Annotated in this window: 28 protein-coding genes and 1 pseudogene; 27 read left to right on the top strand and 2 right to left on the bottom strand. The window is 65.9% G+C overall.

Annotation, left to right across the window (positions count from 1 at the left end; genetic code table 11):
* The first annotated feature begins 22 nt into the window (after positions 1–22).
* Together KXC42_RS24375 and KXC42_RS24370 are read left to right on the top strand one after the other, a co-directional pair.
* Positions 23–550, top strand: coding sequence for a winged helix-turn-helix domain-containing protein (locus tag KXC42_RS24375; protein WP_064257835.1), 528 nt, complete (start codon positions 23–25; stop codon positions 548–550).
* On the top strand, positions 529–1,104 hold the full coding sequence (locus KXC42_RS24370) for an IS630 family transposase (RefSeq protein ID WP_197481974.1): 576 nt from the start codon (positions 529–531) through the stop codon (positions 1,102–1,104). The genes KXC42_RS24375 and KXC42_RS24370 overlap by 22 nt, the downstream gene beginning before the upstream one ends.
* Before the next feature lie 15 nt (positions 1,105–1,119).
* On the opposite strand, the gene KXC42_RS24365 is transcribed toward KXC42_RS24370, so the two are convergent.
* Together KXC42_RS24365 and KXC42_RS24360 are read right to left on the bottom strand one after the other, a co-directional pair.
* Positions 1,120–1,695, bottom strand: a complete 576-nt coding sequence (locus tag KXC42_RS24365) for a hypothetical protein (RefSeq protein ID WP_064257777.1) — start codon at positions 1,693–1,695, stop codon at positions 1,120–1,122.
* A gap of 65 nt (positions 1,696–1,760) precedes the next feature.
* Entirely contained in the window at positions 1,761–2,021 is a 261-nt protein-coding gene (locus KXC42_RS24360; protein WP_064257778.1) for an AlpA family transcriptional regulator, read from the bottom strand.
* A gap of 208 nt (positions 2,022–2,229) precedes the next feature.
* On the opposite strand from KXC42_RS24360, the gene KXC42_RS24355 reads away from it, so the two are divergent.
* From KXC42_RS24355 to KXC42_RS24235, 25 genes and pseudogenes are all read left to right on the top strand, one after another.
* Positions 2,230–2,799: a hypothetical protein gene (locus KXC42_RS24355; RefSeq protein ID WP_231912163.1), complete on the top strand. Its 570-nt coding sequence runs from the start codon at positions 2,230–2,232 to the stop codon at positions 2,797–2,799.
* Positions 2,800–2,856: 57 nt separating this feature from the next.
* Positions 2,857–3,894, top strand: coding sequence for a DUF3560 domain-containing protein (locus tag KXC42_RS24350; protein ID WP_064257780.1), 1,038 nt, complete (start codon positions 2,857–2,859; stop codon positions 3,892–3,894).
* A 72-nt stretch (positions 3,895–3,966) separates the two neighbouring features.
* Positions 3,967–4,257 (top strand): hypothetical protein, encoded by a 291-nt coding sequence (locus KXC42_RS24345; protein WP_064257781.1) that lies wholly within the window; start codon positions 3,967–3,969, stop codon positions 4,255–4,257.
* 279 nt (positions 4,258–4,536) lie between these two features.
* On the top strand, positions 4,537–5,073 hold the full coding sequence (locus KXC42_RS24340) for a 3'-5' exonuclease (protein WP_254584556.1): 537 nt from the start codon (positions 4,537–4,539) through the stop codon (positions 5,071–5,073).
* A 72-nt stretch (positions 5,074–5,145) separates the two neighbouring features.
* Positions 5,146–5,667, top strand: a complete 522-nt coding sequence (locus KXC42_RS24335; RefSeq protein WP_219130557.1) for a hypothetical protein — start codon at positions 5,146–5,148, stop codon at positions 5,665–5,667.
* 50 nt (positions 5,668–5,717) lie between these two features.
* Positions 5,718–6,883 (top strand): IS3 family transposase gene (locus tag KXC42_RS24330; protein ID WP_112320133.1). Its coding sequence is split into 2 segments (ribosomal slippage): positions 5,718–5,990 and positions 5,993–6,883, totalling 1,164 coding nucleotides; the frame shifts between segments, so codons are not numbered across the junction.
* Positions 6,884–6,925: 42 nt separating this feature from the next.
* Positions 6,926–7,828 carry a HEPN domain-containing protein gene (locus tag KXC42_RS24325; protein ID WP_219130556.1) on the top strand — a complete coding sequence of 301 codons (903 nt, stop codon included), beginning with the start codon at positions 6,926–6,928 and terminating at the stop codon, positions 7,826–7,828.
* A gap of 314 nt (positions 7,829–8,142) precedes the next feature.
* Positions 8,143–8,760, top strand: a complete 618-nt coding sequence (locus tag KXC42_RS24320; protein WP_219130555.1) for a hypothetical protein — start codon at positions 8,143–8,145, stop codon at positions 8,758–8,760.
* A 503-nt stretch (positions 8,761–9,263) separates the two neighbouring features.
* The gene (gene ltrA / locus KXC42_RS24315; RefSeq protein WP_219129438.1) at positions 9,264–10,724 is read left to right on the top strand and encodes a group II intron reverse transcriptase/maturase; all 1,461 of its coding nucleotides are present in this window, start codon (positions 9,264–9,266) and stop codon (positions 10,722–10,724) included.
* 116 nt (positions 10,725–10,840) lie between these two features.
* A pseudogene (locus KXC42_RS24310) lies at positions 10,841–11,887 on the top strand (IS1634 family transposase); the annotation flags it as partial.
* Positions 11,888–12,104: 217 nt separating this feature from the next.
* Positions 12,105–12,317, top strand: a complete 213-nt coding sequence (locus tag KXC42_RS24305; protein ID WP_064257719.1) for a hypothetical protein — start codon at positions 12,105–12,107, stop codon at positions 12,315–12,317.
* 46 nt (positions 12,318–12,363) lie between these two features.
* The gene (locus tag KXC42_RS24300; RefSeq protein WP_064257718.1) at positions 12,364–12,834 is read left to right on the top strand and encodes a hypothetical protein; all 471 of its coding nucleotides are present in this window, start codon (positions 12,364–12,366) and stop codon (positions 12,832–12,834) included.
* A 99-nt stretch (positions 12,835–12,933) separates the two neighbouring features.
* The gene (locus tag KXC42_RS24295) at positions 12,934–13,155 is read left to right on the top strand and encodes a hypothetical protein (RefSeq protein ID WP_064257717.1); all 222 of its coding nucleotides are present in this window, start codon (positions 12,934–12,936) and stop codon (positions 13,153–13,155) included.
* Positions 13,156–13,255: 100 nt separating this feature from the next.
* The gene (locus KXC42_RS24290; protein WP_064257716.1) at positions 13,256–13,693 is read left to right on the top strand and encodes a helix-turn-helix domain-containing protein; all 438 of its coding nucleotides are present in this window, start codon (positions 13,256–13,258) and stop codon (positions 13,691–13,693) included.
* Positions 13,694–13,805: 112 nt separating this feature from the next.
* Entirely contained in the window at positions 13,806–14,621 is an 816-nt protein-coding gene (locus KXC42_RS24285) for an N-formylglutamate amidohydrolase (protein ID WP_064257715.1), read from the top strand.
* The gene (locus KXC42_RS27470) at positions 14,614–15,738 is read left to right on the top strand and encodes a hypothetical protein (RefSeq protein WP_257606212.1); all 1,125 of its coding nucleotides are present in this window, start codon (positions 14,614–14,616) and stop codon (positions 15,736–15,738) included. Before KXC42_RS24285 ends, KXC42_RS27470 begins: the two co-directional genes overlap by 8 nt.
* Positions 15,739–16,094: 356 nt before the next feature.
* Positions 16,095–16,535, top strand: coding sequence for a hypothetical protein (locus KXC42_RS24275; protein ID WP_219130554.1), 441 nt, complete (start codon positions 16,095–16,097; stop codon positions 16,533–16,535).
* The gene (locus KXC42_RS24270; protein ID WP_121209305.1) at positions 16,532–16,792 is read left to right on the top strand and encodes a hypothetical protein; all 261 of its coding nucleotides are present in this window, start codon (positions 16,532–16,534) and stop codon (positions 16,790–16,792) included. The genes KXC42_RS24275 and KXC42_RS24270 overlap by 4 nt, the downstream gene beginning before the upstream one ends.
* 63 nt (positions 16,793–16,855) lie before the next feature.
* The gene (locus tag KXC42_RS24265; protein ID WP_012476935.1) at positions 16,856–17,191 is read left to right on the top strand and encodes a hypothetical protein; all 336 of its coding nucleotides are present in this window, start codon (positions 16,856–16,858) and stop codon (positions 17,189–17,191) included.
* Positions 17,192–17,268: 77 nt separating this feature from the next.
* Complete coding sequence (locus KXC42_RS27465; protein WP_012476934.1) at positions 17,269–17,931, top strand: hypothetical protein; 663 nt, start codon at positions 17,269–17,271, stop codon at positions 17,929–17,931.
* Positions 17,928–18,377 (top strand): hypothetical protein, encoded by a 450-nt coding sequence (locus KXC42_RS24255; RefSeq protein WP_219130553.1) that lies wholly within the window; start codon positions 17,928–17,930, stop codon positions 18,375–18,377. The genes KXC42_RS27465 and KXC42_RS24255 overlap by 4 nt, the downstream gene beginning before the upstream one ends.
* 133 nt (positions 18,378–18,510) lie before the next feature.
* Entirely contained in the window at positions 18,511–18,657 is a 147-nt protein-coding gene (locus tag KXC42_RS24250; RefSeq protein WP_012476932.1) for a hypothetical protein, read from the top strand.
* Positions 18,658–19,233: 576 nt separating this feature from the next.
* Positions 19,234–19,629 (top strand): DUF3846 domain-containing protein, encoded by a 396-nt coding sequence (locus KXC42_RS24245; protein WP_219130583.1) that lies wholly within the window; start codon positions 19,234–19,236, stop codon positions 19,627–19,629.
* Positions 19,629–19,838 carry a hypothetical protein gene (locus tag KXC42_RS24240; protein WP_012476929.1) on the top strand — a complete coding sequence of 70 codons (210 nt, stop codon included), beginning with the start codon at positions 19,629–19,631 and terminating at the stop codon, positions 19,836–19,838. Before KXC42_RS24245 ends, KXC42_RS24240 begins: the two co-directional genes overlap by 1 nt.
* Before the next feature lie 430 nt (positions 19,839–20,268).
* The coding region (locus tag KXC42_RS24235) for a hypothetical protein (RefSeq protein WP_219130552.1) at positions 20,269–20,471 on the top strand (203 nt) is incomplete at its 3' end.

Here is a 20,471-nt window from a genome sequence, read left to right as displayed (position 1 = left end):
CGTGCTGCTTGATCATTGACGAATGGCAGGGAAGAAGACCGGTTCCGGCGAGGAACCCGACCCCCGGAAAGTCAAGCAGCGCGGTACCCGCCGTGATCTGGGGGCGTTGCGTGAGCGGCGGATGCGGGCGGCGGAGATGTTCGCTGCGGGGCGGCGGCAGATCGATGTCGCGGTCGAGCTGGAGGTGTCCCAGCAGACTGCGTCCCGCTGGTTTCGGCAGTGGACCGAAGGCGGAAGTGAAGCGCTCGAAGGTGCAGGTCGGGCGGGTCGCAGGCCGCGTCTCGACGACACCCAGGTCGAGGTGATCCGAGAAGAACTGCTCAAAGGACCCCAGGCTCACGGCTTCGCCACCGGGGTGTGGACCCTGGACCGGGTCGCGATCGTGATCGAGCGGCTCACCGGCGTGACTTACGGTCCCACCCAGACCTGGACGATCCTGCGGACCCGGCTGGGTTGGAGCCGGCAGCGGCCGACGCGGCGGGCGGTCGAACGCGACGAGGATGCCATCGTGGCCTGGCGCGAGAACGAGTGGCCGCGGATAAAAAAATAGCGCGGCGCCGAGGTGCATGGATCTGCTTCCAGGACGAAAGTGGCGTATCGCTGCTCCCGGTGGTCCGCGCGACCTGGGCGCCGAAAGGTGTCACACCCGTACTCCGTCACCGTTTCTCGTGGAAGCGCATGTCCATGGCCGGGGTGCTGGCCTATCGCCCCGACCGCAGCGAAAGCGCGTTCGTGTTTTCCATGACCGACGGCGCCTACAACACCGACAGGCTCATCGAGTTTCTCACCGAACTCCGCGCCCACTTCGCCGGTGAGAAGCTCATCGTGCTCTGGGACGGGCTCATGGCCCACCGGTCCCGGGCGATGACTGCCTGGCTGGCCACCCAACGTGACTGGCTCCACGTCGAACGCCTCCCGGCGTATGCGCCCGAACTCAACCCGATCGAACAGGTCTGGGGGAACATGAAATCCACCGAACTGGCCAACCTGTGTCCCGATACCCTCGACGAGGTCCGCACCGCGACCGAGACCGGGCTGGCCCGGATCGGCTCGAGCTACGACCTGTGCCTCGGTTTCCTCGACCACACCGGACTTTCCTTATGATCCCCACTCACTCAATTACCGAAACATCTGTAATATGCGCTTGACGCCGGAACCGCCATCAGGGCTGTTAACACCTGCTTGGTTAGGTCGGAGTGACAGTGATTCTTGTGCGCGGGTGGTGAGTTGCCCGAGGTCGTCGTCCTTGGTGAAGGGAACATCCCGGTCGTTGAGTACCAGCTTGGCGGTTGATTCGATCAGCTCTTTCGCGCTGCCGATTGCCAACTCGGGATCGTTCTCGACCGCTGATTGAATGCGTTTCAAGTGTGAACGAATCACAGATGCCTCGGTAAGATTTGCCAGCGCGCCTTCCGGCAGGCTGCGTGAGGGGAACTCGAGGCGTCCGGTTTCCATGTCGCGCTTGTATCCGTCCCGGGCTAGAGAAGACCAGAACTTCTCGACGTACTGTTCCTCGAAATCCTCGAGTATGCGTTCCATCGCCCGTAGTGCGCGGGCGACATGGTTTTCGTCGGTCCAATCCACCGACTCCATGTATGCCTGAGCAGTCTGTCGGCGAACGCTGGAGTCCTCGTAGGTCGAGTCGGGGTTCGGTGCGAAACCCTCGTCCTGGAATGCGGTGGTAATTGCCCCCACTGTGCTGTCGGTGGCAGCGTCTCGGAATCTTCCGCGTGTGCCTGGGCTGACGAGGTCCACCCGGATCATTCCGCAGCGTCCTTGGTGGGGGTGCGCCGGCGTGGCTTGCGTAGGTCGGTGCGCGCGCCGCGTCCTGGCCGGTTGCGGGCCCATTCGACGATCTCGCTGCGCTTCCACAGGGGTGTGTTGCCGATCTTCTCGACCGGTTTGGGGGCGTGGCCTCGGTTGACGTAGGAGTGGAAGGTCACCGGCTTGATCTCGTCGCCGGTTTCTTCTTTCAGTACCTCGACGCATTGCTGTGCCGTGAGGCGGTTCGGGTTCGCCATCGTTTCTGGCCTTTCGTTTCTCGGGCACGGTCATCGCGGATGTGCCGGGGTCCGGTTCCTGCAACTTTACATAGAGGGCTTGCTTTGTGGAAACGTGCGCGGGCCTGCTGGGATGTAGCCGGAGTTGCAACATAACAAATGTGAATTGTAAAGTTAGGGGCGAAAGAGCAGACCAGGGAAGGGGAATCGGATGTCGATCATCACCGCTATGGCAGCGACTGCGCTGGCGGCACTGCTCGTCTGGACGATCGGTGCTCCGATTGCCCGCCTCGGCGGCGCTCTGCTGGCGATCGCCTCGCTGCTGTGCATCATCTCCGGTGACCCGATCGCCGCCCGCACACCGCTGCTCCTGGGCGGTGTGGCGCTGTGGCTGGCCGGTCACTTCCTGACCGCCTACAAAACCCGGGTCTGGTCCTCACGGCTGGCCGAGAACTTCGTGACCCGCACGCCGCTGCGCTACCTCGATCCGGTCCGCGGCCATGAGCACCGCCATGCACGCCGCACCGCTGCGCACCGCACACCGGAGTCGAACACCCACCAGATTCAGTCCCCGATCGACCACTTCGCGCAGTGGGAGCAGGAACTGGCCGCCCACACCGCTCCCACCGTCCCGACCACATCCACTCGCCCCGTGGCCAAACGCGTCCCCGTACGTCCGGCCGGACCCTCGCGCAGCACCGTCTACGGCAAACGCGCCGCCAAAATCGCCACCAACATCGCCGTCCGCAAGGTCCCCGGTGCACGCGCCGCCCGCTCGGCCTGGCGCTTCGTGCGCTGACCGCTCCTTCTATCGGCTCCCTTCATTCGCACACACCCTCAGAAAGGTGGACCGCTCATGTCCGCACTGACCATCACCCACACCCACGCCGACGGCACCCTGATCGACGGCACCGCGCGCGGCGACGGCTCCGCCCAGATCCTCAAAGCCCAGCGCTGGCGCTGGTCCCGCAACCTCGGCTCGTGGTACCTCCCGCAGTCGCGGGACCGCCGCGCCAAGCGCACCCAGATCGACGCGACGGCCACCGCGTTGCGTACCGCAGGGTTCACCGTCGAGGTCGATATCGGCGACACCTACCGGCCCACCGCCGACGTCGAATCCGACAAGATCGCCCGCCAGGCCGATCGCGTGGACGCTCTCGATGCCAAGGCCGACCGCAAGGCCGGCACCGCCGAGGCCGCGTGGGCCGCCGACCAGGCCGCACATGATGCGCTGCCCGAGGGCGGTAAACCGATCAAGGTCGGCCACCACAGCGAGACCCGGCACCGCCGCGCGGTGGAGAAGTCCTGGAACGCGCTCAGCAAGGCCGTGGCAGCCGAACGTGAGGCCGCAACCGCGCGGGGTCGCGTCGACGCCGCAGCCAAGACCACCGATCGTCGCTACGCCCCGGTCACCGTCGCGCGCCGGATCGACAAGCTCACCGCCGAGCTGCGCCGCCTCGAACGTGACCGCGACGGATACACCCGGACCCTGCACACCAACAAGCAGACCGGCCAGAAGTACGTCGAGACCCACGAGGCTGCGAGCGGGGACTACCGCGAGCGGATACTCGCCGAGATCGAGCACACCGCCGACGAGCTCGTCTACTGGAAAGGCGTGCGCGCACACCAGATCGCCGCAGGCACCGCGACCGCCTACAGCCGCGACGTTGTGGCCGTGGGCGATGTGGTGCGGTACGTCGGGCACTTCCACCGAGTCCTCAAGGTCAATGCGAAGACGGTGACCATCGGCTCGATCGTCGGAGGTTCGTGGACAGATCGCGTCCCCTACACCGAGATCCGGGGCCTGCGAGACGGGCAAGGCCGCCCGGTACGTATCGACGACGGCGCGCGGGTGGTCGACACCGACGCCGACACCGGGCCTGACGCCGCCTGAACTGCTGCTTCCCGGGGCGCTCGGACAGTCCGAGCGCCTCGACCCTGCGACCTGGACACGATGGGAGAACACATGACCGAGACCCTCACCAACCGGCACGGCGACGAGATCGCCGTCGGGCAGCTGTGGACCGACGATCCGCGCCGCACCACCGTGCGGACACTGCGCATCGACGACCTCGTTCGCGAAGGCAACCTGGGCCCGCGCGCGGTGTGCACTGTCATCCGCTCCTACGACACCGAGACCGGGCAGGTCACTACCCCGGGGAGGGTGGTGTCGATCAAGGTCGACAGCCTGCACACCACCGCCTCGGGCCGGGGCTACCGGCTCGAAGCTGGCCACCCGCCGGCCCTCGGCATGTAGCGCCTTCGCGTACCCCGAGAAACCCCGTGACCTGCTGAGATGACACGTCCCATCGGGTCGCGGGGTGCTGGCGTCCCTGGACCGGGCCGCGGTTCGTGACAGAGGAGCGATACAGCCTGTGACCAGCACGAACGACACGTCCCGACGGGGGAGTCGGACCCGCGCACAAGGTCGAGATACGTCCCCACTGCGGCCCTAGGATGTCTGCCGATCATGATCGAGACTCGAGGAGGTGCAATGCCGCTACAGACACAGACGCCACGCGCATGGGCGAATGCCGTGCTCGCCGACGGGGCGGCCTGCATCGTCGATGTGGAAACCAGCGGACTGGATGGGTCGATCATCGAGATCGCCGTGATCGACGCCGCGACCGGCGATGTTCTGCTCGACACGCTCGTGGACTGCTCACCGGTCGAGATCGAACCCGGAGCCATCGAGGTGCACGGACTGACCGCTGCTGACCTGGTTGGTGCGCCGCGCTGGCCGGAGGTCTTCGCAACGCTCGCAGCGGTCACCGCGAGCCGTGTGGTGCTCGCCTACAACGCGAAATTCGACCTGGGCCGGGTCCTGCACGACTGTCGACGGGAGGGGATCGACCCGGCGCACCTGGCCGACCCCGACCGCTGGCAGTGCGTGATGGCCCGCCGCTGCGAGGCGCTCGGCCTCGGACCGGATGGTCGATTGCGGCTCGGTGGTGGCCATCGCGCGCTCGCCGATGTGCACGCGACTCGCGCGGTACTGCGGATGCTCGCCGATGGGCGACCCGATACCGATGGGTCTGCTGTCTTGGCGATCCGTGCCAGGGAGGGATCTTGAGAGGTGGCCGTCGACAGTCGATCACCCGGACGACGTCTCTGATAACTCGCCTGCTCATGCGAAGCTCAGCCCGTGGATGAACTGCGGATGGTGGGTAAGTGGTGGCTGTCGGAGACCCCTGAAGTGCGGGTCGGTGGGGTCCTGGAGATCGATACGAATGGACGGAGTCGTCTGGAACTGACGGATTCGCTCGCCGCCGACATGGGTGCGAAGGTGGTGCATGGCGCGGCTGATGGGCGCCATGTGACGCTGCTGGAATGCCTGCCCGCAAATGGCGGGAAAATCACCGTGGGCGAGCAGTACACAGTTGTTGAGGTCTTTCGGTCGCGGGTGGTACTCGTCGGCGTACATCTCGGGTCGGAGGACGAGCAGGCGTTCGATGGTCTTGAGGTGGAGCTTGCGAATCTCACGGCGTGGACACAGCGGACCGGCATCGATCGCAGGAGCTTTTACAAAGCGGATGAGGACGGCTCGGACAAGCTGAAGTTCCGTAGGATCACTGTGGACCCCAGTGAGCTGGATTCGGTCTCTGCTCAGTTGAAGGAGTCCGAGGAGACCGTGACGCTGGGTTGGACGGGACTGCTGCACGGATAGGTGACATCTGAACTGTGGTGCCGTGAGGCACTGCTGGAAGGATGGACCCCGTGCCCAAGCCCTATCCGAAAGAGTTCCGCGACGACGTCGTCCGCGTGGCCCGCAACCGCGAACCAGGTCAGCACCTGCGGCAGATCGCCGCCGACTTCGGCATCAGCGAATCCTGCCTGACCAACTGGCTCAGGAATGCCGACGTCGAGGACGGCACCAAGCCAGGGACGACGAACGAGGAGTCCAGAGAGAACCGCGAGCTGAGAAAGCGGATCCGGTTGCTTGAGCAGGAGAACGAAGTGCTGCGGCGGGCCGCGGCGTATCTATCACAGGCGAATCTTCCGGGAAAATGATGTACCCGCTCGTCCGCGAGCTGGCCGCCGGCGGGATTCCCGTCGCGGTGACGTGCCGGGTTCTGGGGATCGCGCGCCAGCCGTACTACCGGTGGCTCGCCGACCCGGTCACCGACGCCGAACTCGAGGAGGCGTACCGGGCGAACGCCCTGTTCGACGCCCACCGCGAGGACCCGGAGTTCGGCTACCGGTTCCTCGCCGACGAAGCCCGCGATGCGGGCGAGTCGATGTCGGACCGCACGGCGTGGCGGATCTGTTCGACCAACAGGTGGTGGAGTGTGTTCGGCAAGAAACGTGGCTCGAAGAAGGGCCGCTCCGGGCCGCCGGTGCACGATGATCTCGTCGGCCGCGTCTTCACCGCGGATGCTCCAAACACTTTGTGGCTCACCGATATCACCGAACACAGAACCGAGGAAGGCAAGCTCTACCTGTGTGCGGTCAAGGACGTGTACTCGAACCGGATCGTCGGCTACTCGATCAGCGATCGGATGAAATCCCGTCTGGCTGTCACGGCCCTCGAATCGGCAGTGGCACGGCGGGACTCGGTTGCCGGATGTGTGGTTCATTCCGACCGTGGATCGCAATTTCGCAGCCGGAAATTTGTCCGCGCCCTCGCCCGCCACGACCTGGTCGGATCGATGGGTCGGGTGGGTGCGGCCGGCGACAATGCCGCGATGGAATCGTTCTTTGCGCTGCTCCAGAAGAACGTCCTCGACCGGCAGAGATGGGCCACACGCGAGCAGTTGCGCATCGCGATCGTGACTTGGATCGAGCGGACCTATCACCGCCGGCGACGTCAGCTCCGGCTCGGCAGATTGACGCCTGTCGAGTTCGAGACCATCATGACCACACCAGCCACACAGGCTGCGTGACCGAATCTGTCACCGGATCGTGCAGCAGTCCCGACTCTGAATATGCCGGGAACGGCGGTAGGAGCCTGGGAGCGCGGGTTCACCGTAAAAGAACGTGCAACCGTTACCGTTCGCTCCGACGAGAAAAGAGCATGGAACGGGTTCGACGACACAGTGTCCGCAGTGCGTGATCTGGTCACGTTGGCCACCCAGGTGGGGTGCCGTGTAGGGAAGAAAACCCTCCTCATGAGGGACGATGACGCGGACTTGAGGGATTACCGCGTAGGGCTCTATTTCGATGCCGGCTCAGGTAAGGAACGCGCGGTGTCTCCCCACGACATCATCTTCACCCTGAAAGATGTGGACTGGGACACCCTCTTGCCCGCATGGGTGGCGCTGCGGAAAAAGGTGGGATTGCCGCTCGATGTGCTTTTCAGCCTGGACTACAACGAGGGCGGTTACTACGAGAACCAAATCTTCAACGCGGCGTCCGCCACCGAAGGGTTCCACGCCGCTTTGTGCCCCGAGTCAGTCGGACTCCCAACCGAGCTGCACGAGAAGGTGAAAGCCGCAATACGGGACTTGTTCCCAGAGGATAAAGACGCCCGTGCATGGATCAGACAGCGCACAGGTGACAACCGACCTGGACTGAAACAGAGGATCACGGAGATCGCGAAGATCCCGGACCAGACAGCAGTGGAGAAACTACTGACCGATGTGGATATGTGGGCAAGGTGGTTGCGAGATGCACGAAACGCTCTCGGCCACCTTAATACCGGCGAGCTAGAGGAAAGAGTTCCCGAGCAGGTCCGGTACCGGCTCGCCTATGTCACAAAGGCGTTGCTCCACTTGGTGCTCATGCAGGAGCTCGGGTTGAGCGCGGCTACACAGCAGAAGGCTGTAGAAAACAACTTCGGCTACTCGGCTCGCGCGTTCGGCGAAGGGGTCCGCGCGGCGAAGGCGTAGACGCCAGGGATGAGGGTCTGTGGTTGGGCGGGGTGCTCAATGCGTACAGCGAACTACTGAAAGTGGGCTCTGAGCTGCATAGATGACACGTCCCGCCGGGTAACCGGCGGTCAAGGCCGGGTGTGGGGAAGCGTTCCCTGCGCCCGGCATTTTGTTGTCGGTTTTCTGGTCCTCGAAAGATGCGTTGATCTGCGGTGACGGCACCCGAGTTGCACCAGGTGAGGTGGTTTCCGGGGTAGTCCGGTGCGTCTGTGCAGGTAGCAGCGGTGCGTGTACGGAAAATGGCACACTAACGGCTCGGTAGACTCCGCCTCATGGCCGCCTACATCCGCAAAGTCCGCATCGCCTCGGGAGCGACCGCGGTGCAGATCGCGGCCAAGCAGGGCCGCCGGGACAAGGTGCTCGAGCACCTCGGATCAGCCCACACCGACAGCGAACTCGCCGCCCTGCTCGAGGCGGCGCGGGAGAAATTGCTCGCCGGCCAGCAGGAACTCGACCTCGACCTCGGCACCACCAGCTCTGCACCGACGATCACCGGGAAGCGGTCCCGGTGGCTGGTCGAGGTCATTGCTGCTGCGTGGCGACGTCTCGGCTTCGATGTCATCGACAACGAGGCGTTCTTCCAGCTCGTGGCAGCCCGGCTCGTCGAACCGACCTCGGTTGCGGATGCGGGCAGAGTGCTGCGGGAGATCGGGATCGCCCCGGCCCACCGCAACACCTTCGTGCGGACCCTGAAGCGGTGCACTGGCCACGGTTACCGCGACGACATCGCACGACGCTGCTTCGAGCATGCCGCCACCGCGGGGGATCTGAACCTGCTGCTCTACGACGTCACGGTGCGCCGTGAGGCGCTTGCTGTTCGAGCGGAGGTGAGAGACCTTTGCCTTGAGCCTGGCCGTAGCCAGGAGTCTATGAAGCTGGGGGCAGCCTGACCGGGGAGACGCCCGGGAGGGTGGGAGCAGCCCTGACAAAGCCGTGTCGCGTCAGCACCGCTGGATGACGTGGGCGCGGCGAGCGATGCCGAAGAGGTATACGCGAGGAACCGGTGTCATCACCTGTCTTGACGTATAACCGCCTCTAACCCTGCGGATTTGGGGCGGGCGCGGTGAGCTGTCTGCCGGAGTGACGGGCAGGCAGACCGTCCGGGGGACGAGTTACTTTTCCCGGGCGGGGCCGGCGGCGAAGGACTACGGAGTAGTCGCCGGTGGGTGCCGCAGGCAGATAGCCGGGTGCCTCCTTCGGTGAGCGAACAGCGAGTGAACACGGGAAGGTTCTCGGATCTGCCACGACCGTGGTGCAGCCGGTGCTGCGGGGTGGCTGGGTGCGTCGTCCACCGACCGATCCGGGAGCTGGCGGAGCCGCCGTAGTACTGCGAGTCCGGGAGAGCCGGACACATCGGGAAGGGCGGCAGCGACAATGGATAGGAGGTACTGCGATGGCGCAAGACGCGTCGGTGAACTCCGGCGCCGGGCCTCGGGCGGATATCGCCCGGGATCGGGTAGCGCGGACGCAGATCAAGTATCACCGGTGGGCCAAGACCGACCGCAGTGCGCGGTTCGGGGACTTGTTCAACCTCGTGTCCCACCCGGACTATCTTCGGATGGCCTGGTCGGTGGTGGCACGCAACAAAGGAGCTCGCACTGCTGGGATCGACGGTGCGACAGTGCACCGGATCGAACAGCGCGGCGAGGTCCAGGCGTTCTTGTCCGGGATCGCCGCAAGCATCGAGGACGGCACGTATCGGCCCGCGCCGGTGCGGCGGGTGCTCATCCCCAAACCGGGCGGCAAGTCCCGCCCGTTGGGGATCCCCACCGTGACCGACCGGGTCGTGCAACAGTCGTTGAAGATGGTGCTGGAACCGATCTTCGAGGCCGACTTTCTGCCGGTCTCATACGGTTTCCGGCCGAAGCGGCGAGCCCACGATGCGGTCGCCGAGATCCATTACTACGCCCAACGCGGGTACCGGTGGGTGCTGGACGCGGACATCGAAGGATGTTTCGACCACATCGATCACCGGGCATTACTCGCACGGGTGCGGGCACGGATCACGGACAAGAAGACCGTCGCATTGGTGCGGGCGTTCCTCAAGGCCGGGGTGCTCGATGAGCTCGGCCGCCAGGGCGGCACCGATGCGGGAACGCCTCAGGGCGGGATCATTTCACCGCTGCTGGCCAACATCGCGTTGTCCGCTCTGGACGAGGCGATCATGGCTCCGTGGCAACCCGGTGGCGATCAGGCCACGCAGTGGGCTCGTCGCAAACGGGTGCGTAGCGGGATGGGCAACTGGCGGATCGTGCGCTACGCGGACGATTTCGTCATCATGACCAACGGCAGCAGAGATGACGTACTCGCCTTGAAAGAACAAGTCACCGAGGTGCTCGGCGGGATCGGACTCCGTTTGTCCGAGACCAAAACCCGCATCACGCACCTCGAGCATGGGATCGACTTCCTCGGCTTCCACCTCCAGTGGAGGCAACGACGAGGAGGCGGAAAGTGGTACTGCATGACCTTCATCGCCGACAAGGCGTTTCGATCGATCAAGCAGACCATCCGCCAGTTGACCCCACGCCGGTCTCCTCGGCCCCTGACGGCTGTGATCGTCGAGGTCAACGCGGCACTGCGTGGCTGGACCTACTATTTCCGCCACGCGCTGGCCGGGCGACGGTTTTCCTTCCTCCGGTATTTCACCTGGCGAAGGTTCGTGGCCTGGCAGCGCGAGCAGCGTCGTTGGAACTGGTCCAAGGTCAAACGATGGCTCCGCCGTTCCGACGGCAGTTGGAGACCCATCGCGACCTCGGATGCGGTCCTGTTCGATCCCACTCGAGTGCGGATCGAACGCTACTGGTACCGCGGGACGAAGATCCCCAGTCCCTACGACCCGATCATGGCTGCCTGACCGGCACCATCGTCGTGGAGAGCCCGTTGCGTTGAAAGGCGCACGGCGGGTTCGGCGGGAGGCCCGGGGAAACGGAGCAGCAGCAATGCCGCCACCGCGCCCCGGGTCCACCCAACACCTTGTATTTCGAAGCTGAGAAGGAAGACGAGCTCCGTAAGGTCGGCTACTCCAAGGAGCGCCGGGTCGACCCGCAGATCGTCGTCGGGCTGCTCGTCGACCGCACCGGATTTCCCTTGGAAATAGGGTGTTTCGAAGGAAACCACGCCGAAACCCGCACCATCGTGCCCATCGTGCGGCAGTTCCAGGCCCGCCACAATATCGACGGGGTGGAGATGGTCATCGCCGCCGACGCCGGCATGTTGTCGGCGACGAACCTCAAGGATCTCGACGCTGCAGGACTGAAGTTCATCGTCGGATCGCGGGTGACGAAGGCACCGGCGGATCTGGCCAGTCATTTCCACTGGAACGGGGACGTGTTCACCGACGGGCAGATCATCGACACCGTCACCCCACGGCACGCCAAAACCGTGGTCAACGACCTCACCCGTCGCAGTGAGCCGGTATGGGAGCCGACCGACGCGACGGCGTGGCGGGCGATCTGGGCGTACTCGACCAAGCGTGCCGTCCGGGACAACCAGACGCTCAACGCGCAGGAAGCCCGGGCCCGGGAGGTCGTCGACGGCACCCGTGCTGCTCGAACACCGCGGTTCGTCAAGAGCACCACCAGGGGCAAATCCCTCGACACCGATGCTCTGGCCCGGGCGCGTTCCCTGATCGGCCTGAAAGGCTACGTGACGAACTTGCCTGTCTCGCTGATGAATCCACAGGAAGTCATGGCGAAGTATCACGATCTGTGGCATGTCGAGCAGTCGTTTCGGATGTCGAAGACCGACCTGCGGGCCCGCCCGATCTTCAGCCACACCCGCGATTCCATCGAGGCGCACCTGACCATCGTGTTCGCCGCCTTGGCGATCTCACGCTACCTGCAGGACGCGACCGGGATGTCCATCCGGAAGATCGTTCGGACCCTGCGTCCCTTACAGGAAGTCACCATCACCATCGCCGGCCACGAGCACACCGCCTTCGATCCGCTCACCGACGACGCCGTGCACATCCTCCACTCCCTCGGCATCGCGAATCCCCGGTCGGGGTTGGCACACTAATCTGGTGCAACTCGGGTCAAGGCCGGGTGTGGGGAAGCGTTCCCTGCGCCCGGCATTTTGTTGTCGGTTTTCTGGTCCTCGAAAGATGCGTTGATCTGCGGTGACGGCACGTCCCGGAGGGATGCGAGCGGAAGGAGTGGCGGCCAAGGGGTTGCAACAATACAAATGTTGGTTGTATAGTTACCCCTGTCCGGAACGCCCAGCGAAGGAGAAGGAAATGTCGAATACCCCTGTTGCAGAACTGGTCACCGTCACCATCACCGGAACTCCGGTGCTCACCGAGATCGCCGAAATCCTCGACTACCGAACCGACTTCTTCGGCGGCCGGGTCGCCGACGTGCGCCTGGCCGACGGCACCATCGCCCGGCACGTCGATGCTCTCGACATCGAGGTGGGCGTCGCCGCGCGCGCCGCGCGCACCGCCGCCTGATGTGCCTGCCGATCTCGAATCCACGCCCCAGTACAGGAGAATGCCCATGACTGCACCCGTCACCGCACTGCCCGCCGGGTTCGCCACCGAGGTCGACGGAGCCGCCGCGCTCATCGTCGGCGGCGTCCACAGCTTCCCGCGTCATCCGCAGCGCGGCGCGCTGGGGCAGCCGTTCGCGGGTGCGCAGAGCTCGGCGTCGGAGGTCGGGGTGATCGGCGTGCCGCTGTACGCGCTGGTTGCGGTCGAATGGGCCACCGAGGTGCGCACCATCGAGCGGGACGGCAGCACTCGCACGGTCTTCGTTACCGGCTGGCTGGGCACTCCGCAGGGGGTCACCTGGTCCTTGCGCCCGGCTGTCCATGACGTCGAGCGTGGGCTCTACCGGCTCGATGATTCTGAACGGTTCGCCGCATCGGCGTCGACGGCCGAAGTGCCTGCTGCGATCGCGGGTGTGGTGCGGTCCTGGGGGCTGGGTGCGGTTCCGGAGCGGGTGCGGGTCCACAACTTCCCGCTATGAGGCGCATAGGTGCAGGTAGAAGGTTTGCCCACCTTGAAGTTGTCAAACGACAACCACAGATATAGAATCGAGTTGTCATTCGGAAACGGAAGGTGGAGGATGGACAAGTACAAGGGGATCGACAAGGACACCCGCAAGATCCTCAAGGCGGTTGAGGAGGCAGGTTTCGTGGTTCACCGCGCCAAGAGCTGCCACCTGATGGTCTACAAGGACGACGTGCTGATCACGACGTTCTCGGCCACCGCGAGCGATCCGCGGGCGTTCCGAAACGGTCTCGCCCCGCTCAAGCGAGCGGGCTTTCAGTGGCCACCGCGTCGCTGACGATCAAGGGCCGGGGGTGCTGATATCACCCCCGGCCCGGCCTCATTGTCCACCACCGACCGCGCCGACCCCGCACCGCACCCGAGAGGAAACACCGACCGTGACCGCACAGTCCTACAACGTCATCGCCGAACTCGACACCGAGTTCGGACCGGAAAGCGCCGAGCAGCTGCTGGGCCCCATCGCGGACTACAGCGGCGCGGCCGGGCGCTCCGAACTCGGCCACGCCGAGGTTATCTTCACCGTCCCGGCCGACTCGGTACGTCAGGCCAATTCCACCGCGCTGGCGATCCTCGAGACCTACCCGTGGCCGCTGCGCTCGGTACGGGTGCTGCTCACTGCCGATTACGACCGCCTGCTCGACGGCGTGGATCTGCCGCCGTTGCTGTCGGTTCAGGAGGCTGCCGACCGGCTCGGAATCAGCCGCCAGGCCGTGCTCAAGGCGATCACCGCCCAGCGGCTGCCCGCCGTCCGTGTCGGCGGCACCTGGATCGTGCGCGAATCCTCGGTGCTCGCCCACGCCCGCCGCAGCGCGTGAGAGTCACCCTGTTGGTCGAACCTGGCCCTCTCGAGGACAATTCGCGTCCCCGGGCACGCTGTCGTGCCCGGATCACTGCTCGACCTCCACCACAGAATCGACAAGGACCGTCATGCCCACTTCAGCGCTCGTGCTACCGGGAGATCGCCAGTGCCCGGTGCTCATCCACGTCCCGCACGCCTCCCGCGTCATTCCGGCCGAGATCCGCGCCGACCTGATTCCCACCGACGTCGAGCTGGCCGCCGAACTCGATGAATCCACCGACACCGCGACCGACGAGATCGCCGCCGCCGCCCGGCGACACAGCAGCCTGCGGCCGACGACCGTGGTCAACACACTCTCGCGACTGGTGATCGACCCGGAACGGTTCACCGATGCCGGCGAGCCGGCCGATGTCTTCGGCCGGGGCGCGGTCTACACCCGCACCTGCGCCGGCCGCCCGCTGCGCACCGAACCGTATCCGCGTGCCGCCGAGCTGATCGATGCCTATTTCCGTCCCTATGCCGACACGGTCACCGCCGCCGTCGACGAGTGTCTGCACGCGTGCGGGCGTGCGGTGCTCATCGACCTGCACTCCTATCCCGCCACCGCGTCCGGTTTCGAGGACCGGAGCGCCGCGCGCCCCGCACTGTGTATCGGCACCGATCGGGTGCACACCCCGGCGTGGCTGACCGAGGCTGTCCGTGGCGCATTCACGTCCCTGCCCGAGATCGACCGGATCGGCGAGAACACCCCGTATGCGGGCAGTTACGTGCCGCTGCGTCACTACGGTCGCGACGAACGCGTGGTCTCGGTGATGATCGAGCTGCGCCGCGATGTCTACCTCACCGACCCGCGCACCCCCGATCTCGCGCGCGTCGACCGGCTCGGCCGCGCCCTGGCCACCGTGATCGACCACGCCACCGCGCAGGTGGCCGCGAATGTGTAAACCCAAGCCCGGCCCGCGCTGCACCCCACACGTGCGCGCCCGCCTCGATCAGGCCACCGCGCGCGTCGCGACGGCCCGCGCTCGGCTGGCCGAGCATCCGACGCACACGCGGGTGCAACGCCGCCTCGCCGCCGCCGAAGCCGACTACGCGCAGACCCTGGCGCTGTACGACTCCACGCCGGGCGGCCAGGACGATCTGCGAGCTGCGATCGAGGCCGCGACCGACCCGCACGACCGACACGCGCTGACCGTCCGTCTGCGGGACGCTGAAAAGCTCAGAGCCGAGCAGTCGGACGCGCTGCGCCGTGCCCGAGCAGAACACACCGATGAGGAAGGAGTCGACGATGAGCAACGAGGAACCGATGACGCAGGAGCGGCGCGAAGCGTTCTGGAGGACGTTCGGCTGGAGTCCGGACCTTCCGGAAGCCGAGCGGAAGCAGATCGAGGATCGGTGGACCGATCCGAAGATCGAGGAGGCCGAAGCCCTCGGCTTCTGATCAACGGCCAGCAGATCACCCCGGTCGCGACGCACCCCCTGTCCGGCGACGTGCGCGCGAAGCTCGAGTCCCGGGGGTTGTCTGCGCCGCCACTGCACGAGTTGGCACCGTCCGATGCTGGGGTCTATCGCGAGCAGGTGCTCGAGCTGACCCGCAAGAATCCGCACGCGGCGTCGGTGTACGTCTACGACGAGGACGAATACCGGGCCATGCGGCTGCTGGTGACCGACGACGGCAAGGCTGGTGTCGCCCTCAAAGGCGACGAGATCGTTTCGGTGTTCGCGCACAAGGACTGCGCACACCCGCGCGCGGCGCGCGCGATGCTCCGGCACGCCACCGCGCTCGGCGGGCACCGGCTGGACTGCTTCGACACCGTGCTGCCGGACCTGTACGCCGATGCCGGGTTCGTGCCTGTGGCACGACTGAGGTGGAACGACGACTACGCCCCCGACGGTTGGGACTACGAGACCTTCCGCGCGTTCAATAACGGCCGCCCCGATGTGGTGTTCATGGCCTACGACTCCGATCGTGTCGACGGCAAGTACACGCCCGGGGCGGGGGAGTACGTCGAGGACTACGACGACGGTATCGCTCGCGCGCAGCGGTACCGCCCGAGCTGACCGGTGCGGCGCGCTGTGGCTCGAATCCGTCCCCGCAACCGATTGTGTCGGTTGCGGGGGCGGTGCTTTTGCCGGTCCGACCTGGGCAGATGGCATGTCCCGTGGCGGGGCTGCGGGCCTTCGGGGAATCGGCAACCTCGCACGGTTGACACATTGCAAACGATATTTGTATTGTTGGGGTGCGCCGCCCGGTGCGGCGAGGGTTCGCAGGCGAGTAGTTCGCCCACCTTCGGTCGGCGCGTGAATCCCCAGATCCGAGCAGCACTTCCGCAGATCCAACGATACAAAACACGTTTGTTTTGTACTCGATCGTGACGTGACCATTTCGGCAACGTCCTGACGACGGGAGCCCGACAGTGACCCTCACACCTCCGCAGTGGACCAACCCCACCGACTACCGCAGCCTGATGCGCCTGCGCCGCGCCCTGCCCGCCCCGATCCTCCACAAAGCCCTCGGCACGCTCTTCGAGGACATCGACCTGCACACCCTCGCCGTGCGCGGAACCCACCTCGCCCGCCGCGCCCCCGCCGACACCGCCGCCGCCGCAGAGCTGGCCGCCATCGCCCGCGTCCTGGCCGAGGTGGTCGCCTCGCCGAGCGCCGCCCGCATCACCACCACCATTGCCGCGCTACGCACCCGTATCGGCCACACCCACCGCAACGGCTTCGAGCTGCTGATGTTCGCCTACCGCGACCTGCTCGACGACCCCTGCGCTCGGCACTACGGCGCCGACGCCCAGGCAGCCGCACCCGCACACCCCCACGACACCCGCTGGAACGAGGCAGCCGCATCATGAGCATCGACTACGCAGCACTGCGGGCACAGGTTCTTCTCGCCGCCCGCGAAGGCCGCGCCACCTACCTGCCCGCCGGGGCACGTGCGAACCCCACGGCACAGGTCTTCATCGACGGCGAATACATCGGGCAGGCAAGCACGGTCGCGCACTACGTCCGCACCGACCACGACAACCCGGCCTCGGTATACGCGGAAACCGTTCTGCTGCCCGGCCGCGACCACCAGATCCCGGACCGCCTCAAGATCCCGAAGCACTGAGGCCGACGTCGAGACTCTCCGGCCACCCGGCACCACCGAATCTCCGACGAAAGGACCATCACCATGACCAACCCCACCGCCGCAGCGCCCGAGCCGTACCTGTGCGGCGGCGAACGCGCCGCCGCCCACGGCGCGCACTACATCGAAGAGACCGTGCGCGTGTACCTCATGCGCGACCTGGCCGGTACCGACACCTGGGTCATCGACCCCACCTGTTTCGGTGACGCGCTTCCCTCGGAGTACGACGAGCCGCAGAACTCCGAATGCCGGTGCGAGACCCCCGACGAGTGCGCCGACATCGTCGACCGGATGGACAAGGTCGGCCTCCCGGACGGCGAGGACCTGATGTTCATGCTCGCCGCCGCGCTCGGCTACACGCTCACCCAGACCGACGCCTGAGCGGAGCAGGCCGGGACGCGCAGCGCGGCCCGGCTGTGCGGCATGTGCTCATACGACCGACGACAAGGACCTGCCCGATGAACTCTCCCGACCTGTTCTCCACCACGCGCACGATCGCCGATCTTGCCGCTGTGCGCGACGCTCACGCCCCGATTGCTCTGGACCCTGCCACCGCTGCCACCGACATGGCCCCGGACCACACGAGCGCCACACGGGCGCTTTCGGCGCTGTGGGCGCTGGTGCCGTACGCCGAGCGCACCGGAGCGACCCCTGACGACCTCGAGTCGGTCCTGGCCGACCTGACCGCTGATCTTCGTCACCTGGCGGACCGGCTCGGCACCGACTGGCACGAGATCACGCGCCGCGCGGATGGCTACTACGGCGACGAAACCGATGGCACCGATCAGGGGCCGGCCCCCGCCCGCCGTCCGGCGGCTCCCGAGCTGGAGGTCATCGTCGTGCGCGATCCCGACGGCCCGTCCGTGATCGAGGCGTTCCTCGACGGCGTGCCCGTCCGGCCCACCGAGTACGTCATCGACGCCGGGGCAGGCTGGCACTGGAACGACTGGACCGAGGCACGCGATGCGAATCTGGCGACAGCCTCGCCCGCTACCCGCGCCGCGCTGCTGAGCCACTACGACAACCCGCCCGGTGGGCAGTACGTCGAAGACCGCGACGACGCCCCGTGGATCGATTCCGTCCCTGCGCCTGCCGCTACCGTCGACGGAGCGGCGCAGTGACCACGATGGCGTACCTGACCCGTCGCGCGTTCCCCTCGTCCGCCGATCGCTATCGAGCCCTGCTCGCCAGTCGCGCAACAGTCGCCGAAGTGCCGGACTACCTGCGGATCTTCGACTCGATCGGCATCACCACCGTGGCCGCGCGAGCGGTGCGCCTGGCGACCCGTCAGGCCCGAGGGACCGCGGAGGAGGTGGCCACCCTCGAGATGCTCGACCGCCGCACCGGCGAGATCGTCGGGCACCGGGTAGGAGCGGAGTTGTACGCGGCGGCAACAGTGCTCGGCGAATACCTGCGGCTGCCTGCCACCGATCAGTTCGTGACGGACATGGCCGATGTGCTCGCCCGCGAGCGGCGCTACGAGCTGCGTACCGACGTCGAAATGGTGATGCTCACCTACCGGCTGCTGCTGCTCGATCCCGGCGGGAGCGCAGAGAACATCCTGTGAACTGCGACGACGGCACGTCCCGCCGGGCACGTCCTGCGGCCGGATCGGGTGGTGCGAAAAAGCCGCTCCCCGGGCTTGACACGATACAAATCAGATTTGTATAGTTAGGGAGTCCCCAACGAGAGGAAGAATCATGGAGAACACCATCGAGCAGGCCCGCACCCGCTACGCCGCTGCGATCAAGGGTGGCGACGACGCCGAGTTCATCGCCGCGAAGTCCGCGCTGATCGCCGCGACCACCGGCACCGTCGTGACCGCCGAACAGGCCGCCTACATCTGAGCGGCCCCGCGAAGAACCCCACCGGCTGATATCCGGTGGGGTTCTTCCATTTCCAGCCCCTACCAGCGAAAAGGCGACACGACGCCGACGCTGGGCCTCGATCCCATCGACTATCCCGCCTTCAACGTCCCCGGCCTGGCCGGGAACATTCCCGGCGCAAACCTGTTCGACACCGTGCGGCACTGCCGCCAGATGATCACCTGGGGTGAACTCGTCAAGGCCGAGCCGCTGTGGGACTCCGAGCCCGATCTGTGGGTGGCCCTGCGTGAGCCGCCCGCCGCCTGAAGCTCGACCGCGAACACGAGAAACCCGCCTTTACCTGCAACGATGGCACGTCCCGGCGAGAGGGCCGGCACTTCGCCTCGATGGGGCCGACCGCGCCGATCCCCGCCCTGACCTGCGTCGACGCCACGTCCCGCACGGCGCGCGGGGTCCGTGCGATGCCGATGTCCGCCACGGTCCCCGGCTTGAACTATGCAAAACAGATATGTAAAGTAACGGGTGTTGGAAGCGTGACTGACCAGCCCGAATAACCCCGCCGAATCAGGCGGAGACAAGGAGTTCACTGTGGACAAGATGGTGACGGCAGTGCGGGTCGATGTGGATGGCACTGCGGCGGTGATCGAGCTGGCGGGCACCGAGGAACGGGGAGTCGGTGCGGCCCTGCGCGCGGCGCTGGATTGCCGGATGTTCGATGTGGTGCGGATCGGTCCGGGTCTGGACATGTGGATCGACGAAGAGGGCCTGTTGGTGGGGGAGCCGGTGGTCAATCGTGTGGCGACCCTGATCGCAAAGGCCCACGGCTTCGTGTGGCAGCCGTATGTGGGTGCGGTGGTGTTCACCTCGGTCGACGACGAGGGGGAGACGCAGAGCCTGCGTGAGGGGCAGGTGGAGGCGTTGTTGACGACGGCGCGTGTGGGCGGTGCGGTCGTGGTCGACGCGACTGTCGACGAGGCGGAGGTGGGCGCGTGATGCGTTCGGTGGTGATCGAGTGGACTGAAGTGTCGTCGCACCGTGCAGTGGTGAATGTGCCCGGCGATTTCGATCCGGAGGTCGTGGATCTGGGTGATGCGCTGGGTTCGCTGGAGGATGACGGTTTTCTGGGGGTGGTGAGGGAGGGGATTGTGGTGCGGTTTCTGGATGCGCCTGATCCGGCGGCTGAAGAGTTGTTCGGTTGTTGATGGGGTGGGGGCCGGGTCGTGTGTGGCGGTCCGGCCTTCTGCCGTGTTGGCGGTGGTGGTGTCGTGGTCTCGGTGCGTCCCTCGGCGTGTGTGCCCGGTGGTGGGTGTGGGGGTTGTTGTGTGCTGTGAGCTGGGGTGATGGCATGTCCCGGTGTGGGGCCGGCGGTGGTGCCGGCGGGTGTGGGTGGGGTCGGTGTAGGGGGTGTGTGGGGTGGTGGAGGCGCGGTGGGGTGCTGTTTTCGGCGTGTTTTTGAAATGTGTTGTGGCGCAATGCTTGTTGTGAATCATGTTGGTGTGCAAGGTTTCACTGTTGTAATGCGCATGGCGGTTCTGTGATATCGGGTTATATCCTTGCTGTGTAATGGAATTGGTGATTGGTAGCGTTTATTGTTGTCTGGTGCCGACTTGGGGTGTGGGGTATGATGGGAGCATGATGTCGGGACGGGGAGTCAGCAGCGCGGTGGTGGTGTGCGCGGCGCGCGCAGCGCGTCCCGGCCTGTCGTTGCTCTCCGGTGTGGCATGTGAGGTGACGATGAAAAACGTTGGTGAGCAGAAAATCTCGCTGTTGAGCGGAGCGCAGCGACGCGGGCGACGGCAACGTGACTGGACTCCCGCTGAGCCGCGCAGCGGCTC

The organism is Rhodococcus sp. LW-XY12 (genome assembly GCF_019317345.1).
Lineage (GTDB): Bacteria > Actinomycetota > Actinomycetes > Mycobacteriales > Mycobacteriaceae > Rhodococcus > Rhodococcus pyridinivorans.
Note: the sequence above shows the minus strand (reverse complement) of the source record. Positions and strands in the feature narration are given on the sequence as shown.

Excerpts from the sequence above, each read along its gene's own strand:
- KXC42_RS24355 (WP_231912163.1), top strand. The coding sequence starts at position 2,230 with ATGGCAGCGACTGCGCTGGCGGCACTGCTCGTCTGGACGATCGGTGCT.
- KXC42_RS24245 (WP_219130583.1), top strand. The coding sequence starts at position 19,234 with ATGGTGACGGCAGTGCGGGTCGATGTGGATGGCACTGCGGCGGTGATC.
- KXC42_RS24295 (WP_064257717.1), top strand. The coding sequence starts at position 12,934 with ATGGACAAGTACAAGGGGATCGACAAGGACACCCGCAAGATCCTCAAG.
- KXC42_RS24265 (WP_012476935.1), top strand. The coding sequence starts at position 16,856 with ATGACCAACCCCACCGCCGCAGCGCCCGAGCCGTACCTGTGCGGCGGC.
- KXC42_RS24345 (WP_064257781.1), top strand. The coding sequence starts at position 3,967 with ATGACCGAGACCCTCACCAACCGGCACGGCGACGAGATCGCCGTCGGG.
- KXC42_RS24375 (WP_064257835.1), top strand. The coding sequence starts at position 23 with ATGGCAGGGAAGAAGACCGGTTCCGGCGAGGAACCCGACCCCCGGAAA.
- KXC42_RS24320 (WP_219130555.1), top strand. The coding sequence starts at position 8,143 with ATGGCCGCCTACATCCGCAAAGTCCGCATCGCCTCGGGAGCGACCGCG.
- KXC42_RS24250 (WP_012476932.1), top strand. The coding sequence starts at position 18,511 with ATGGAGAACACCATCGAGCAGGCCCGCACCCGCTACGCCGCTGCGATC.
- KXC42_RS24270 (WP_121209305.1), top strand. The coding sequence starts at position 16,532 with ATGAGCATCGACTACGCAGCACTGCGGGCACAGGTTCTTCTCGCCGCC.
- KXC42_RS24350 (WP_064257780.1), top strand. The coding sequence starts at position 2,857 with ATGTCCGCACTGACCATCACCCACACCCACGCCGACGGCACCCTGATC.
- KXC42_RS24285 (WP_064257715.1), top strand. The coding sequence starts at position 13,806 with ATGCCCACTTCAGCGCTCGTGCTACCGGGAGATCGCCAGTGCCCGGTG.
- ltrA (WP_219129438.1), top strand. The coding sequence starts at position 9,264 with ATGGCGCAAGACGCGTCGGTGAACTCCGGCGCCGGGCCTCGGGCGGAT.
- KXC42_RS24305 (WP_064257719.1), top strand. The coding sequence starts at position 12,105 with ATGTCGAATACCCCTGTTGCAGAACTGGTCACCGTCACCATCACCGGA.
- KXC42_RS24300 (WP_064257718.1), top strand. The coding sequence starts at position 12,364 with ATGACTGCACCCGTCACCGCACTGCCCGCCGGGTTCGCCACCGAGGTC.
- KXC42_RS27465 (WP_012476934.1), top strand. The coding sequence starts at position 17,269 with ATGAACTCTCCCGACCTGTTCTCCACCACGCGCACGATCGCCGATCTT.
- KXC42_RS24325 (WP_219130556.1), top strand. The coding sequence starts at position 6,926 with ATGCCGGGAACGGCGGTAGGAGCCTGGGAGCGCGGGTTCACCGTAAAA.
- KXC42_RS24360 (WP_064257778.1), bottom strand. The coding sequence starts at position 2,021 with ATGGCGAACCCGAACCGCCTCACGGCACAGCAATGCGTCGAGGTACTG.
- KXC42_RS24240 (WP_012476929.1), top strand. The coding sequence starts at position 19,629 with ATGCGTTCGGTGGTGATCGAGTGGACTGAAGTGTCGTCGCACCGTGCA.
- KXC42_RS27470 (WP_257606212.1), top strand. The coding sequence starts at position 14,614 with ATGTGTAAACCCAAGCCCGGCCCGCGCTGCACCCCACACGTGCGCGCC.